General features: G+C 71.5%; 15 protein-coding genes and 2 pseudogenes. 6 read left to right on the top strand and 11 right to left on the bottom strand.

Annotated features, from left to right (window positions below; translation table 11 throughout):
• Positions 1-147: 147 nt before the first annotated feature.
• Positions 148-318, bottom strand: coding sequence for a hypothetical protein (locus ACFY0T_RS40590; protein ID WP_388882986.1), 171 nt, complete (start codon positions 316-318; stop codon positions 148-150).
• Positions 319-412: 94 nt separating this feature from the next.
• Here ACFY0T_RS40590 and ACFY0T_RS40595 point away from each other — a divergent pair, with 94 nt between their 5' ends.
• The gene (locus ACFY0T_RS40595) at positions 413-1192 is read left to right on the top strand and encodes an alpha/beta fold hydrolase (RefSeq protein WP_388882989.1); all 780 of its coding nucleotides are present in this window, start codon (positions 413-415) and stop codon (positions 1190-1192) included.
• 232 nt (positions 1193-1424) lie between these two features.
• Here the strand turns inward: ACFY0T_RS40595 and ACFY0T_RS40600 are convergent, their stop codons facing one another.
• The 4 genes from ACFY0T_RS40600 to ACFY0T_RS40615 form a co-directional block, all read right to left on the bottom strand.
• On the bottom strand, positions 1425-1679 hold the full coding sequence (locus tag ACFY0T_RS40600; RefSeq protein WP_388882992.1) for a hypothetical protein: 255 nt from the start codon (positions 1677-1679) through the stop codon (positions 1425-1427).
• A 38-nt stretch (positions 1680-1717) separates the two neighbouring features.
• Positions 1718-2599 carry a hypothetical protein gene (locus tag ACFY0T_RS40605; RefSeq protein ID WP_388882995.1) on the bottom strand — a complete coding sequence of 294 codons (882 nt, stop codon included), beginning with the start codon at positions 2597-2599 and terminating at the stop codon, positions 1718-1720.
• 254 nt (positions 2600-2853) lie between these two features.
• Positions 2854-4083 (bottom strand): PP2C family protein-serine/threonine phosphatase, encoded by a 1230-nt coding sequence (locus ACFY0T_RS40610; RefSeq protein ID WP_388882998.1) that lies wholly within the window; start codon positions 4081-4083, stop codon positions 2854-2856.
• Between the two features lie 283 nt (positions 4084-4366).
• Positions 4367-5146 carry a DeoR/GlpR family DNA-binding transcription regulator gene (locus ACFY0T_RS40615; protein WP_388883001.1) on the bottom strand — a complete coding sequence of 260 codons (780 nt, stop codon included), beginning with the start codon at positions 5144-5146 and terminating at the stop codon, positions 4367-4369.
• A 122-nt stretch (positions 5147-5268) separates the two neighbouring features.
• Here ACFY0T_RS40615 and ACFY0T_RS40620 point away from each other — a divergent pair, with 122 nt between their 5' ends.
• Together ACFY0T_RS40620 and ACFY0T_RS40625 are read left to right on the top strand one after the other, a co-directional pair.
• Positions 5269-6150, top strand: a complete 882-nt coding sequence (locus ACFY0T_RS40620) for an SIS domain-containing protein (protein ID WP_388883232.1) — start codon at positions 5269-5271, stop codon at positions 6148-6150.
• Between the two features lie 33 nt (positions 6151-6183).
• Complete coding sequence (locus ACFY0T_RS40625) at positions 6184-7035, top strand: ketose-bisphosphate aldolase (RefSeq protein ID WP_388883004.1); 852 nt, start codon at positions 6184-6186, stop codon at positions 7033-7035.
• Between the two features lie 28 nt (positions 7036-7063).
• On the opposite strand, the gene ACFY0T_RS40630 is transcribed toward ACFY0T_RS40625, so the two are convergent.
• Positions 7064-7339, bottom strand: coding sequence for a hypothetical protein (locus ACFY0T_RS40630; protein ID WP_388883234.1), 276 nt, complete (start codon positions 7337-7339; stop codon positions 7064-7066).
• Between the two features lie 2 nt (positions 7340-7341).
• Positions 7342-8175 (bottom strand): phytanoyl-CoA dioxygenase family protein, encoded by an 834-nt coding sequence (locus tag ACFY0T_RS40635; protein WP_388883007.1) that lies wholly within the window; start codon positions 8173-8175, stop codon positions 7342-7344.
• A 70-nt stretch (positions 8176-8245) separates the two neighbouring features.
• Here ACFY0T_RS40635 and ACFY0T_RS40640 point away from each other — a divergent pair, with 70 nt between their 5' ends.
• On the top strand, positions 8246-9019 hold the full coding sequence (locus ACFY0T_RS40640; RefSeq protein ID WP_388883010.1) for a helix-turn-helix domain-containing protein: 774 nt from the start codon (positions 8246-8248) through the stop codon (positions 9017-9019).
• On the opposite strand, the gene ACFY0T_RS40645 is transcribed toward ACFY0T_RS40640, so the two are convergent.
• Positions 9009-10139 carry a methyltransferase gene (locus ACFY0T_RS40645; RefSeq protein WP_388883013.1) on the bottom strand — a complete coding sequence of 377 codons (1131 nt, stop codon included), beginning with the start codon at positions 10137-10139 and terminating at the stop codon, positions 9009-9011. The genes ACFY0T_RS40640 and ACFY0T_RS40645 overlap by 11 nt on opposite strands.
• A gap of 72 nt (positions 10140-10211) precedes the next feature.
• On the opposite strand from ACFY0T_RS40645, the pseudogene ACFY0T_RS40650 reads away from it, so the two are divergent.
• Positions 10212-10763: pseudogene (locus tag ACFY0T_RS40650) on the top strand (alpha-ketoglutarate-dependent dioxygenase AlkB family protein); the annotation flags it as partial.
• 159 nt (positions 10764-10922) lie between these two features.
• Positions 10923-12164, top strand: a complete 1242-nt coding sequence (locus tag ACFY0T_RS40655; RefSeq protein WP_388883236.1) for an ROK family protein — start codon at positions 10923-10925, stop codon at positions 12162-12164.
• A 31-nt stretch (positions 12165-12195) separates the two neighbouring features.
• Here the strand turns inward: ACFY0T_RS40655 and ACFY0T_RS40660 are convergent.
• The 3 genes and pseudogenes from ACFY0T_RS40660 to ACFY0T_RS40670 form a co-directional block, all read right to left on the bottom strand.
• Positions 12196-12702, bottom strand: a pseudogene (locus ACFY0T_RS40660) (LysR substrate-binding domain-containing protein); the annotation flags it as partial.
• A gap of 174 nt (positions 12703-12876) precedes the next feature.
• A complete protein-coding gene (locus ACFY0T_RS40665) occupies positions 12877-13782 on the bottom strand; it encodes an NAD(P)H-binding protein (protein ID WP_388883016.1) in 906 nt (301 codons plus the stop codon).
• 79 nt (positions 13783-13861) lie between these two features.
• Positions 13862-14908, bottom strand: coding sequence for a hypothetical protein (locus ACFY0T_RS40670; RefSeq protein WP_388883019.1), 1047 nt, complete (start codon positions 14906-14908; stop codon positions 13862-13864).
• Positions 14909-15017 lie beyond the last annotated feature (109 nt).

A 15017-nucleotide genomic window follows, 5' to 3' on the forward strand; every position in this document is an offset into this window, starting at 1 on the left:
TCCGCCAAGACCGCCCCTGACACGCCATCAGCCAACTACACTCCGGACGACGCCTCTGACCAGGCCAGATAGCGAAACGCTGCTGGAGTACTAGGGGCACTTCCGGGTCCTCACGGGGGGCAGGCCCATGCCGTCCACCCATGTGGATCACTCCTCGCTGCCCCTCCCTCCCCGCAGGAAGCAGACGCGGTTGAAGCTCTGCGCGACGTACTCGGCCACCGGCAGCCGCAACTGGACGTGGCGTACACCGAGATCACCGGTTACGGGCACCTCGCTACGTTCCTCGGCCGGGGCGCCGCCCTCGACGTGTTCGGGCACATCCTCGATTTCCTCGGCAAACGCCGGTGACGGCTGCCCGGGCGGGCCGCTACCGTACCCGTCAGTAACCGGACCGCACCGCAGGAGGCGACCCATGCCGCAGCTCGAAGTCGACGGCGCAGCACTGACGTACGACGACGAGGGCCCCCGCGACGGCGACGGCGTGCCCTTGGTGTTCATCCACGGCTGGACGGCCAACCGGCACCGCTGGGACCACCAGGTGGCGCACTTCGCCGAGAAGCGTCGGGTGATACGCCTCGACCTGCGCGGGCACGGAGAGAGCAGCGGGGCGGGGGTGCGGACTGTCGAGGAGCTGGCGAAGGACGTCCTCGCCCTCCTCGACCACCTCAAGGTCGACCGGTTCATCCCGGTCGGCCACTCCATGGGCGGGATGATCTCGCAGACCATCGCCCTCTCCCATCCCGAGCGGGTGGAGCGCATGGTGCTGGTGAACTCGATCAGCCGGATGACCTACAGCCGGGGACGGGGTCTTCTGATGGCGGCATCCACGCTGGTGCCGTTCAAGCTGTTCGTCGCCGCCAACATCCAGCGGGCCTTCGCTCCCGGCTACCCGCGCGAGGAGATCCGCGCGTACGTCCACGCCTCCGCGGACACACCCCGGGAGGTCGTCATGACGCTCTACGGGGCCATGCGGGCCTTCGACGTCCTCGACCGGGTCGGCGAGATCCGCACGCCCACCCTGCTGGTGCACGGCTACCACGACATCCAGTTGCCCGTCTCGCAGATGCTGCGGATGGCCAAGGCCTACCCGGACGCGGTGGTGCGGATCGTGGACGCGGGCCACGAACTGCCGGTGGAGAAGCCCGCGGAGCTGACGGCGGCGCTCGACTCGTTCCTGACCGGCCGGGCCTGAGACGCCAGGCCGCCGGACCTGAGGCGCCGGGCGGCCGGTCCTCCGAGGCGCCGGGCGGCCGGTCCTCCGAGGCGCCGGGCGGCCGGTCCTCCGAGGCGCCGGGCGGCCGGGCCGCTCTCCAAGCCGTTGGCCCCGCTGGAGTAGAGCCACTCACCCCGCCGGAGAAGGTCAATCGACAGGCCTGACCCCGTCGGCGCGGCCCAATGGGTGTGCGCAGACGGGGTCAGTGGGCTCAGGACGTTTCGTCGTCCGGCTTCACCGGCTTCACCGGCTTCACCGGCTGCACGGGCTGCTCCGTGCGCGGCGAGTCGCCTTCGGAGGCGTCGAGTTCCTGCATCCGGCGATGGATGGCCTCACGCAGGCTCATCCCGCCAGGTCCTTTGGGGGCGATGGGGGGCGAATCCGCTGCCGGTGCGGCTGTGAGGCGATCGATCACCGCATGCAGGTCGTCGGCGCGGTCCTTGCGGCCCTTCTTCTCGTGTGCCACAGCGCACCTCCTTCCCGGGCGGTCCGAGTGTGGTCGTGCTACTCATTGTCGTGCTCGCCGCCCTCCCAGGCGCCTTCGATGACGGGACCGGCCTGCAGTTCGTCGATCTGGATGCGCCACGCGTCGGCGCGGGACGTGGTGGACTCCTTCACCGTGGCGGTCAGGGTGCGGGCGGCGGCGAAGCGGTCGGACTGCGGGCCGCTGGTGGCGATGCGCTTGATCGTCCCCGTGCGGGAGTCGATGGCCGAGCGCAGGCTGCCCGCGCGGGCCGTCAGACGGCCCAGGTTGCGGAAGCGCGGCTGGTCGGTGTCGAACCAGATCTGCTGCCACCAGTGGTCGCTCACCGGGTCGTGCCAGCTGATGTAGCCACCGGGAAGGATCTTCCGGGGGCCGTCCAGTCTGCCGGTGAAGCTGTAGCGCACACCGGGGGCGGCGAACGGGTCGTAGAAGTGCGGGGTGAAGAAGTCCGACATCAGCAGGCCGTTGATGGTGTAGCCGTTCTCCGGAGCCTCCGACGGGTCCGCGACCTCCACCAGGAACTCCACCACGCCCTGGTCCGCCTTGGGGGACTGGCCGGCAACCAGCCGGTTGCCGCCGGGGTCGCCGAGCATTTCCAGCATTTCGTGGCTTGCGGTCAGCGACCAGCTGTCGCTGTACTCGATCAGTGAGAAGGGCTGGCCGTTGTTGTCGAGGTGGACGCCGGCTGCTCCGGACTGCTGGATGTCATCGCGGACGATCATGGGCCAGTAGCCGACCGGAACGTCCTTCAGCCTGTCGAAGGCGTCAACGGTGGCGGGAATGTTCCAGATCGGGGCGAAGTCCCGGGTGGCCTGTTTCTGCAGCGCGGCGGCAACCCGGGTGAGCTGGGACGGGGTGATCTGGTCGGTCTCGGACACCAGGGCAAGGTGGGTGACGAGCATGCCGGGCTCCTGTTCTGTCGGGACGGACGCCAGGTCGGCCGCTTCGTCGCGGCCCACAACGGCCGTGCGTTGCAGGGCAGATGGCGTGCGGGTGCGTCGGCCGGGACCACTCAACAGGCAGGATGCCGTCACGTCACCACTCAATTACTGAATGTCTCGGCTGATCGCCCGCATGGAGTAGAAGCTCGATCGGTATCCATTCGACGGCGGCTACGCCACCGCGGGCGGCCGGAGACGCGGCCGCCGACGCTCGGTCACAACCGCACGATGATCAGCGCGGTGTCGTCGGTGGCGCCCCCCGGCGGCAGCATCTCCTGCAGGACGGCGTCCGCGAGGGCTTCGGGGTCGGCGTGCTTGTGACGGGTCAGGCAGGTGGCGAGGCGGTCCAGGCCGGTGCCGATGTCCTCGCCCCGCCGTTCGATCAGACCGTCGGTGTACAGGACCACGGCGGCGCCGTCGGTGAACGCGGTGCAGGCCTGCGGCCTCGGGACCGGGTCGGGGCGGGCGTCGAGCGGCGGGTCGGTGGCCTGGTCGAGGAACTCCACGCGACCGTCGGTGTGGACCAGTGCCGGCGGGGGGTGGCCGGCGCTGCTGTAGGTGATGGTGTGGTCGTCGAAGTCGATGAACGTGGTGACCGCGGTGGCCGATTCGGCGCCGTCGACCACGTGGGCGAAGCGCCCCAGGACATCCAGGGCCTGAGCGGGGCCCACGGCGACGCGTGAGGCGGCGGTGAGCGCGCTGCGCAGCTGGCCCATGACGCCGGCGGCTTCCAGGCCGTGACCGACCACGTCGCCCACGGCCACGCCGATGCGGTTGCCGCCCACCAGGTCGACGAGGTCGTACCAGTCCCCGCACACGTTCAGCGCGCCGACCGCCGGGCGGTAGCGCACGGCGGCCCGGTGGTGTCCCATCTGTTGAGGGGCCGGCAGCATCGCCTTCTGCAGGGCCAGTGCCACCTCGCGCTCGCGGGCGTGTGCCTGACGCAGGCGCTCGTTGAGTTCCTGCAGCTCACGGGCGCGCGTGTACAGCTCGGCTTCGAGCACACGGGCCCGGCCCCCGGTCGGGCCGCCGCGGGCCCGGATCAGTTCGGTGACCTCCTCGACCCGGTGCACCAGCAGGACCACCTCCCCGTCCGGGCCGTGCACCGGTGCGTTGATCGGGCTCCAGAAGCGTTCCTCCCACTGCCCGGGCCGCTCGATGGATTCGACGTCGTACCGCTGCAGGGCCATCGCGTCGCGCTCGCCGGTGGCCAGCACCCGGCGCAGCGAGGCCTCCAGGTTGCGCATGCCTGTCGAGGTGGGGTCGTTCGGGTTGTCCGGAAAGACGTCGAACAGGTGGCGGTTGATCAGCTGTTCCCGTGTCCGCCCCGACATGCGCAGGAACTCTTCGTTGGCGTCCGCGTACACGAGCTGGGGCGTGAGCAGCGCCACCATGCCGGGCAAGGCCCGGAACACCGCCGCGTAGTCGATCCGCGCGTCCGTCATGCCGCCGCCACCTCGCTGCCGATATCGCACAGTTTCTCATGATTTCCACGGCGGGAGGCGGGGTATGCGGGGGCGCCACGGGCTCGCTGACGTCTGCTCGGTGCGGTCATGGGCAGGCCCTGTGTGCGCTTGCCGTCGCAGTCGGCTCCGGCCGGCGGAGGGGGAGCCTCGGTGGGCCGGCTGTGATCGCAGAGTCCCGGTGTCCGACTGTGAATCGAGTTGTCGCTCCTCAGGTCGTGATCGGAGCAGCCGAAGGCTCGGCTGTGAACCGAGTTGTCAGCCGTCACACGGCGACAACAGCCACCCCCGCCTCCTCGAAGCGCCGCACCATCGTCGGCTCCACCGCCGCGTCCGTGACCAGCGTGTCCACCGACTCGGCAGCGCAGATCCGGGCGAACGCGCGCTGGCCCAGCTTGCTGGAGTCGGCGGCGACGATCACGCGCTCGGCGCGCTCGCACAGCAGGCGGTTGATCGCGGCCTCCGCCTCGTCGTGGGCGGCCGCGCCGTGCGTGGCGTCGAAGGCGACCACGCCGAGCACCGCGACGTCGATCGTGATCTGGCCGAGTACGCCGTCCGCGAGCGGACCGATGAGCTCGTACGACTGCGGGCGCGCCACCCCACCCGTGACCACGATCTTGAACTGGGGGCGCACGGCGAGCTCGTTGGCGATGTTCAGGGCGTTCGTGACGACGGTCAGCGCGGGGGAGCCGGATGCGAGATCGGGGCGTACGGCCAGGGCGCGGGCCACCTCGGTGGTCGTGGTGCCGCCGGTCAGGCCCACCGCCTCGCCGGGGGCGATGAGGTCGGCCACCGCCTTGGCGATGCGCTGTTTCTCGGAGGCGTGGCGGGCGGTCTTGTAGCGCAGGGGCAGTTCGTAGGAGACGCCGTGGACGACCGCTCCGCCCCGGGTGCGGACGAGCATCTGCTGCTCGGCGAGCTGGTCGAAGTCGCGCCGGATCGTCGCGGCCGACACCTCAAGCTGCGCCGCGGCCTCCTCGACATCCAACCGGCCCCGCTCCACGAGCAGTTCCAATAGCGCCTTCCAGCGGGCGTCGCGGGACATCCGCACTCTCCATTCCTCGATCTTCCGCGACCCTAGCGCACCCCCTCCTGGCTCGAATGCTTGATTGTGCTCGAAAGCTCGCTATATCTTGCATGAACAAGCATCAGTGGGAGGGGTACGGCATGACCCATGTCGAGAACGAGCTGAGCAGCCAGCCCGAGTGCTGGATCCGCGCCGCCGAGCAGGCCGCCGCGCACGGTGCCGCGCTGCCCGCGGCGGGGGAGCGGGTCGCGATCGTGGGGTGCGGTACCTCGTTCTTCATGGCGCAGGCCGTGGCCGCGCTGCGCGAGCACTCCGGGCAGGGCGAGACGGACGCCTTCGCCGCGTCGGAGTTCCCGCACGGGCGCGCGTACGACCGCGTCGTCGCCCTCACCCGCTCCGGCACCACCACCGAGGTGCTCGAACTCCTCGGAGGCCTGCGCGGGCGTACGCGGACGACCGCCATCACCGCCGACCCCGAGACCCCCGTGATGGAGTCCGCGGACGACATCGTCGTGCTCGACTTCGCGGACGAGCGGTCCGTGGTGCAGACGCGGTTCGCGACCACCGCACTCACGCTGCTCCGGGCCCACCTGGGCCTGCACTCCGACGCTGTCGTCGCCGACGCGCGCACCGCGCTGGAGACTCCGCTGCCCGAAGGGCTCGTGGAGTGCACGCAGTTCACCTTCCTCGGCCGCGGCTGGACCGTCGGGCTCGCCAACGAGGCCGGGCTCAAGATGCGTGAGGCCTCGCTCGCCTGGACCGAGGCCTACCCCGCGATGGAGTACCGGCACGGCCCCATCAGCATCACCACCCGGGGCACTGCCACCTGGATGCTCGGCGAGGCGCCCGAAGGGCTGGCCGAACAGGTGCGGGAGACCGGCGGATTGTGGGTGGCCGGCCGGCTCGACCCGCTCGCCGAACTCGTCCGCGCCCAACGACTGGCGGTCGCCGTCGCCGCGGCCCGTGGGCTGAACCCCGACCAGCCGCGCCACCTCACCCGTTCGGTGATCCTGAGCCACTGACTCGGCTCAACCACCCACTGAAAAGGAGGAGTTGTGCCACTCGCAGCAACCGGTGACCTGGTCACCGCGGCCGCCGGAGCGCGGACCGCCGTCGCCGCGTTCAACGTCATCACCCTCGAACACGTCGAGGCGGTCATCGCGGGAGCCGAGTCCGTGGACGCACCCATCGTCCTCCAAGTCAGCGAGAACGCGGTGAAGTTCCGCTACGGACGGCTGCTCCCGCTGGCCCGCGCCGCGACCGCGGCGGCCGAACGCGCCGCGGTGCCCGTCGCGTTGCACCTCGACCACGTCCAGAGCGACGACCTTCTGCGGCAGGCGCCCGGCGCCGGGTTCAGCTCCGTGATGTACGACGCGGCACGGCTCCCGTACGAGGAGAACCTCGCCGCCACCCGGGCTGCCGCCGACTGGGCGCACGCCCAAGGGCTGTGGATCGAGGCCGAATTGGGGGAGATCGGCGGCAAGAACGGCGAGCCGCCACTCGACGCCCATGCCCCCGGCGCCCGCACCGACCCCGCCGAGGCCCGCGCCTTCGTGGCCGACTCAGGCGTGGACGCCCTGGCCGTGGCGATCGGCAGCGCGCACGCGATGACCACCCGCACCGCCACCCTCGACCACGACCTCCTCAAGCGACTGACCGGCGCGCTCGGCGTGCCGCTCGTCCTGCACGGTTCCTCCGGAGTGCCGGACGACGAGCTGACGGCGGCCGTCGCGGGCGGCATCGCCAAGGTCAATGTCGGCACGGCGCTGAACATCGCGATGACCGGCGCCATCCGCGAGTTCCTCGCCGCCCACCCCGAGGCGGTGGACTCACGCAAGTACCTCAGCGTGGGGCGGGAGGCGATGGCACGGGCGGTGGCACGGCTCATCGGCGTACTACGGGGCTGATCCCATCGGCGTACCGGCTCGGGTGATCTCAGACGGCCTCGATGTCGACCAGCTTCTCGAAGAAGAACTCGTGCTTGAGGAACGACACGTCGTACTCGCGCCCTGGATACGGCGGGATCAGCCGCGCCGCCTGGAACAGCCGCCACCCGTCCTCCAGGGCGTGCACGCCCGACGTGTACGGGGGTTCGTCACTGTCCCCGGTCGTGGGGGACGTACGGCCGGTGCCGTCGTAGACCGACCAGCCCACCACGTCCGCGTCCAGCGCGGAGGTGGCGAGGTAGAGGACCAGGACTTGCTGACGGATACTCATGCTGCCTGCCTCTGCGGGCGGTTGGAGACCCGGGTCACCCAGTGATCCAGGTCGAAGGAGTCGTCCCCGGTGAGCGAGCGCCACAGCAGGACGCGGTTGTAGATCTCAAGACGGCCGGTGGCGTGCTCGTACCACGGGAAGGTGGTGGCGAGTTCCTCGGCGACCCGGGGGTCCCCGAGGTCCGAGGTGTCCCACAGCCGCCGCTGCCGCACCGTCGGATTGAAGCGGATCTTGAACATGTAGCGGACCGTGTCGCTGTCGTTGCGTCGGCCGCCGTGCCACAGGCCATGGTGCAGAAACACCACGGTGCCGGCCGGACAGACGAGCCGGCTCTGCCCGCGCAGGTTCTGATAGCGCCCGGTGTCCGACTCGTTGGTGCGCCGCAGATGGCTGCCCGGCACGCTGAGGGTGCCGCCCATGTCGAGGGTGACGTCCTGCGGGTAGTACATCAACTGGACGTCGAAGGCGTCCGTGCGCACATCGATGATCGCGTCACCGTGCAGCGGCTGCGCCCGCCCCTCGCGGGGCTCGCGGATGTGCACCGCGTGGTGGTCGACGGACGGGCCGGGACCGACGAGACTGTGCAACGCACCGGCCACAGCGGGGAGTTCGAGGAGCCGGCGGACGAAGGACCCCTCCGGGTAGGCGTCCGGCACGGGGCTGCCGTAGGGCACGTCGGGCAGGCCCCCGCGCAGCACCTCCATCCCCTCGGCATTCATCTCCGGCGGCACCACGGCGTCCAGCCGCAGCGAGCCGTGGGCCACGAAGTGCGCCATCCGCACCGAACTCAACCGAGGGGTGCCGGTTGTGTGCTCCAACGTGTTGGTCATGCGCCCACCGTAGGAGCGGCGCCTTCGTCGGCGCGTTGGCCCCACTCACCACTACTGGTAGTTTTTCACCATGCGGGAGACGGAGCTGCACCTCGGCGAGCCGCCCGCTGTCGTCAACATCGGCGTCGGCGTCCACGGCGTCGCGAGCCCCACCGACGTCTTCCGGCTGCCGGAGCTGTGGCAGCTGCACCTCTACCAGTACGACGCCGAGCTGACCGTCGACGGCACACCGCACCTCATCCGCCCCGGCCGGGTGAGCCTCGTACCCCCCGGCGCGACGGTCCGCTACCGCTACCAGGGCCGCTCCGAACACCTCTACGCCCATCTGCGCATCGCCCCCACCGGCCCGCCGCGCACCATTCCCGTCATGCAGGACGCCGGGCCCGAACTCCCCACGCTCTCCGGGCTGTTGCTGCACGCGATCACGGCGGCGCCCGGCGCATCCGAGCGCACCCGGGCCGAGATCTGGACCGCGCTGTGGCGCATCGCCGACCTCACCCCGCCCGCCGTCACGAGCCCGGGCCCACACCCCGCGGTCAGTACGGCGATCGCCCATATCGAGGCCCACCTCGCCGCCCCGCTCACCATCCCCGAGATCGCCCGCGCCGCCGGGGTCTCCCACAACCATCTGACCCGGCTCTTCCGCACCGAGACGGGCACCACGGTCGTGGCCTACATCCGCCGCCGCAGACTGGAGCGCGCCCGCCACCTGCTGCGCGCCTCGACCCTCTCCATCCCGGCCGTGGCCGCCTCCGTCGGCATCCCCGACCTGCAGGCCTTCAACAAGGCGTGCCGCCGCGAACTCGGCGCCTCACCCCGCGTCCTGCGTGGCGCTACTTCTTGACGGCCCTGAGGATCACGAACTTCGCGTCGCTGGCCACGAGTTCACTGTTGCCGAAAAGGCGGCGCAGCTTCAGGTGGTAGCCGAGGTGGCGATTGCCGATCACCCACAGCTCGCCGCCCGGCCGCAGCGCACGCAGCGCCCCCGAGAACATCCGCCAGGCCGTCGTGTCCGTCGTCGCCTGGTGCGAGTGGAACGGCGGATTGTTGAGCACGAGGTCGACGCTCCCGGCGGGGACGCCCGCCAGCCCGTCCGCCACGCGGAACTCCGCGCTCCCGTCGGCATTCACCCGGTAGGTCGCCTCCGCCGAGGCCACCGCCTGGTACGACTCGTCGACGAAGAGCACCTCGGCCTCGGGATTGGCCAGCGTGACCGCCGTACCCACGACCCCATTGCCGCAGCCCAGGTCCACGACCCGCTCGGCACCGCGGCTGCGCGGCAGGTGCTGGAGGAAGAACCGGGTGCCGATGTCGAGACGGTCGGCGCAGAAGACGCCCGCATGGTTGACGACGGTGCGGCCGGAGACCGGACCGATGCCGTCGGGGAGCTCGTAGCGGTACGGCCACGGGTTGGCCTCCCGCGCGATCCCCGGGTAAGGGGTGCAGAAGATGAGCCGGGCCTTCTTCTCGGCCAGCGAGGTGCGGGTCGGGCCCAGGATCCGCTCGAAGAGGTGCAGCGTGGAGGTGTGGATCTCCTTGACCATCCCAGTGCCGACGACGACCGTCCCCTCGTGCACGGCGGGCGCCAGCCGGTGCAGCTGGTCCTCCAGGAGGGCGAGGCTCTTCGGCACCCGCACCAGCAGCACGTCGATGCGCTCCGGAGGCGGGTCCTGCGTGGTGAGAAGCCGTACCGCGGCCTCCTCGACACCGGCCCGCGCGAGATTCGCCCGGGTCGCCTCGTGCGCGAGGAACGAGTCGGTGATCTGCGTCGGCCGGTGCGCCGACAGCGCCGTGGCGAGCGCGCCCCACCGGTCGCCGACGACCACGACCGATCCGGTCAGGGGGGTCCCGCTCTCCGCGAGGTGCCGCAGCAGATAGGTGTCGGCGGCGTCCCAGGCACGCAGCTGTTCGCGGGGGTTCTCCGGGAATCGGGCCAGCGTGTACTCGCCCCAGGGTGTGGTCATCCGGTCGTTCATCGTGGGTCAAGGCTAAGCGACGCCGGGCCGGGCCGGCTGCGCGAGGATGGTCCCATGTCCATGGACGCAGAGCTGTTCCCCCGGAGCCGGACGGAGATCGCGCCCGACGCGGTGCACGTCCCGGACTGGCTGGACGCCGATCGCCAGCGGCAGCTCGTGGCGGCCTGCCGTGACTGGGCCCGCCCACCGGCCGGCCTGCGCACGGTCCGCACCCCCGGTGGCGGCACGATGACCTCCCGGCAGGTCTGCCTCGGCTGGCACTGGTATCCGTACGGGTACGCGCGCACGGTCGTCGACGGCGACGGCGCCCCTGTGAAGCCCTTCCCGCGGTGGCTCGACGATCTCGGCCGCCGCGCGGTCACGGACGCCCTCGGAGGCCAGGAGGCGACAGCCGCGTACGACATCGCACTGATCAACTTCTACGACGCCGATGCCCGCATGGGCATGCACCGCGACAGCGACGAGAGGTCGGACGCGCCGGTGGTGTCGCTGAGCCTCGGCGACACCTGCGTCTTCCGCTTCGGGAACACGGAGTCACGCGCACGGCCGTACACGGATGTGGAGCTGCGCAGCGGCGATCTCTTCGTGTTCGGCGGGGCCTCCCGGCTCGCCTTCCACGGGGTGCCCCGGGTGCACGCGGGAACGGCGCCGCGGGAGTTTGGGGCTGACCGGCCGGCTGAACGTCACTCTGCGGGTGAGCGGCTTCCAGAGCCTGTGCCGTGCATCAGGCGCGGGGCCACCGCACGAGCGGATCATGGGAGACTCGCCCTCATGAACGGCAAGGCGGGCCCCCGGGCGGCGGGGGAAGGGAACACGCGGACGCGACTGGACCGGGGGCGAGGAGCACTCGGACCGGCGCTGGAGCTCGTGCACACCGGGCGTGCGCCGACGCGTGCCGTGCTCACCGCCGAGCTGGGCGTCACTCGGGCGACCGCGGGCGCGGTGGCCGCGGAGCTGGAGGCGCTGGGGCTGATCCGGGTCGACGCCCGGCCCGGGGCGGCGGCCGGTTCGCAGGGGCGGCCCTCGCACCGGCTCGAGGTCGCCGAGGACGGGCCCGTCGCACTGGCCGCGCAGGTGCACGCCGACGGATTCCGGGCCGCGCTGGTCGGTCTCGGCGGCCGGATCGTCGCCACCGCGCCCGGCTGCGAGACCGTCGACGCCGATCCGGCGAAGGTGCTCGGCTCGGTCGTCGAGGCGGGCGCCGAGCTGCTCCGCGAGACCGGGCGGCGCTGCGTGGGCGCCGGGCTCGCCGTCCCGTCCGCCGTCGCCGAACCCGAAGGGCTCGCCCTCAACCCGCTGCACCTGGCCTGGCCGGCGGGATCTCCGGTACGCCAGATCTTCGCCGAGCGGGTCCGCGCGGCCGGCATCCAGGGACCCGCCTTCGCCGCCAACGACGTCAACCTCGCCGCCCTCGCCGAGCACCGCCACGGCGCGGGCCGCGGCGCCCACGACCTGCTGTGCGTGGCCACCGGACACCGGGGCGTCGGCGGGGCGCTGGTGCTCGACGGGCGGCTGCACACGGGCAGTTCGGGGCTCGCCCTCGAAGTCGGCCACCTCACCGTCAACCCCGAGGGCCGCCCCTGCTACTGCGGCAGCCGCGGCTGTCTCGACGTCGAGGCCGACCCACTGGCCTTCCTCGACGCGGCGGGGCGCGACCCCGGCCCCGAGGTGTCGCTGCTCCAGCAGGCCAACGACCTGATCCGCGGCCAGTACGCCGACCCGTCCGTCCGCACGGCCACCGAGGCGCTGATCGACCGCCTGGGCCTTGGACTCGCCGGTCTCGTCAACATCCTCAACCCGGACCGCATCATCCTCGGCGGGCTGCACCGCACCCTGCTCGACGCCGACCCGGAGCGGTTGCGCGCCGTCGTCGCCGACCGCAGCCTGTGGGGACAGAGCGGCGGCGTACCGATCCTCGCCTGCACGCTGGACCACAACAGCCTGGTGGGGGCGGCCGAGTTGGCGTGGCAGCCGGTCCTCGACGATCCTCCGGCGGCGCTGGCCGAGGTCTGAGCGCTCAGGATCCGGTCAGGCTCCACAGCGCCGCGATCAGGGTCAACAGCCCTTCGTGGCCGTCCGGTTCGGTGGCCACCTCGGGGGCCGTGCCCCGCGCGCGGAACCAGCGGTCGGCCGCCTCGCGGACGAGTCCCCGGTGGGGGAGTACGAAGGGGCCCTCGAGCCCTGGGTCCGGGCGGTCGCCGGCGGGGACGAAGACCAGCTCTGTCGTCGCCACCGTCCGGCTGACCAGGGGTTCCTGCAATCGCGCCGGGATCCCCGCGACCGCCACGTCGACCTCGCCCTCGTCGAGCCGGGCCAGCGTGGCCGGCGCGTCGCCCGTCCGCAGATCGAGGCGGACCTGCGGATGCGCGGCCCGGAAGGGTGCCAACAGGTCGGGAAGCGGCGCCTGGCAGGCCGTCACCGTTGCGAACACCGTGAGACGGCCGGTGAGCTCGGCCGGGTCCGGGTGCCCCTCGCGGTACGAGCGCCACAACTCCAGGGCCTCGGCCGCGTATTCACGTAAACGGTGGCCCTCCGCCGTGCGCGGTGTGCCGTTTCGGCGGGGTCGGGGCTCTCCGTCGCAGGGTGCATTGCAACGGCTCCTCTGCGGCTTGGTGACGGCTCCGGGTCGGTTGTGGGCCGACCCGGCCGACGAGGGGCGGGGTCGCCGCGGAAGCCGCCCGAGGGGCGGTGCTTCTGCGGCGGGTCTGGCCCCGGCGGAGCGGCTTCAGCCCAGGTAGAGGTCTCTGCGAGCGGCCACGAACGCCTCGATGGTTTGGGCGGGTACACCCGTGATGCGTTCGACGTCGTCGGATGCGCGGTCGTAGCGGTTCTCACGGTGCAGTCGGGCCATGGTGACGATGTGCTGTTCGGTGTGTGGCGGCAGGCCCACCTTGGCGAGCACCTCGGTCCGCCACTGGTCCAGCGGCACGTCCGCATAGGTCACCGGACGCCCCAGTGCCCGTGAGAACTCCTCGGCCATCTCTGTCATGTCGACCGTGCGCGGCCCGGTCAGCTCGTAGACGTGCCCGACGTGGGGAGCCGGGTCGCGGAGCACGGTGGCGACCACCCGGGCGACGTCGTCGACGGCGACCGGCGACGTGCGCCCGGTACCGAACGGCAGCGCGATCGTGCCGTTCTCCCGGATCGATTGCGCCGCCAGCGTGGTGAACAGCGGATTGTCCAGGAACGATGTCGGCCGGATGTGGATCACCGGCAGGCCCGACCAGTTCAGTACCTGCTCCGCCAGCCAGTGCAGCCGCTGCTGGTGGGACTCCGCGGTGCTGGTGGCGGTCATCTGCGACACCGTCATCTGTGACATGTCGACCAGGCCGTCCAGCTGCCCGTGCTCGCGCGCCACGGTGGCCACCACGGTTGCGGCCAGCAGATGGTCCGGCGACACGGGCATCGCGAAGTACATCCGCCCGACGCCCTCCAGCGCTGCCGCGACGGTCTCGGGTCGGGTCAGGTCGCCGACGACGACCTCCGCGCCGAGTGCACGCATCTCGGCCGCTCGATCGTCGTCGCGGCGGACCATCACGCGCACCGGCACGTCCTGCGCGCGCAGTTGGTCGAGGACCGTGCGGCCCACGCCACCGGCGCCGGTGATGAGAACAAGGTTGCTGGCAGCCATCGGTCCATCTCCTTCTGACTGAATTGCTGAGTAGTTGAGTGGTGGTGTGATCACACGTGCGTGCGGCGCGTGACCTGGGTCAGGCGGCGGCAGCGGTGCGCCTGCGCGTCAGGCGGGGGCGTAGGCCGACCAGGACCCCGGCGATGACGGCCCACAGCGCGAGCGTGATCACAGGGCCTGCTGTGTGAGCGCCGTCGAAGTAGCTCAGGTCGGTGATGGCGCGGACGGCCGCGCCAGGTGGAAGCAGTGCCGAGACGGCTCGGGCCGCGGTGGGCAGCAGATCGGCGCCGATGGTGGCACCACTGGTGGCATTGCCGGCGGTGAGGAGCACAAGGGTTGCAACCGGGAGCCCGACCGGGCCGAGGTAGGTGCCGAGCAGTTTGGTGGTGAAGGCGGCCGCAGCTGCCAGCAGGGTGAGCGTGAAGACCAGCGGAATGACCGGGGCCGGGACCGCTCCCAGAACAGGGCCGGCGATGATCGCGGCGACCGTGCCGATCGCCGAGGAGGCGCCGGCCAGCAGCCAGAACCGGTGGCGCAGGCGCAGCAGACCGGCCAGGCCGAGAACGTTCGAACCGAGGACGAAACCGGCCAGGGTCACGCCGAAGGCCATGTAGAAGCTGGCCAGTCCCCGGGCGTCGAAGTGGGTCAGGGGGACGACATCCTCGGTGGTGACGTGCTCGCCCGCACCGTTGGCGTAGGCGCCGACGAGGTTCTTCACGGCCGATGTGGTGGACGTGCCCGCCGCCCCGGCGATCTCCAGGCGCAGCCGGCCCGGACCGTCGGTGCTGAGCGCGGCGACGACGTCGTGGCGCTCCAGTGCCTGGCGCGCGGCCTCGGCGCCGGCGGCCGGGTGGACATCGACACTGTCGCCGAGGGCCTGTCCTATCTGGCCCGGCAGGTCCGGTGCGGTGACAGCGATGGGGATCTGATGAGGCTGAGGGTCGCGCTGCAGGCCCACGTAGCAGCCGATGAAGGCCGCCACGACGATCAGGGCGATCACCGTCGGCTGGAGCCAGGACCTCACCGGCGGCCGACGGCGGGCGGCCTGGTTCGGCTTGGGGGAGAGCTCGGCCGCTGCGGAGGGTGTCCGCTCACGCTCGGGAGCGGATCCGACGGGGGTTTCCATGAAGGGGCTTTCTGGTGGAAGGGAGGTGCGAGGGGAGGGGCCAAGCGATGGGCGGCACCGTGGGCAGGTTGTGGCTGGCAAGCGATCAGTCGTATCAAATAGATGATGA

The organism is Streptomyces sp. NPDC001530, from assembly GCF_042894545.1.
Lineage (GTDB): Bacteria > Actinomycetota > Actinomycetes > Streptomycetales > Streptomycetaceae > Streptomyces.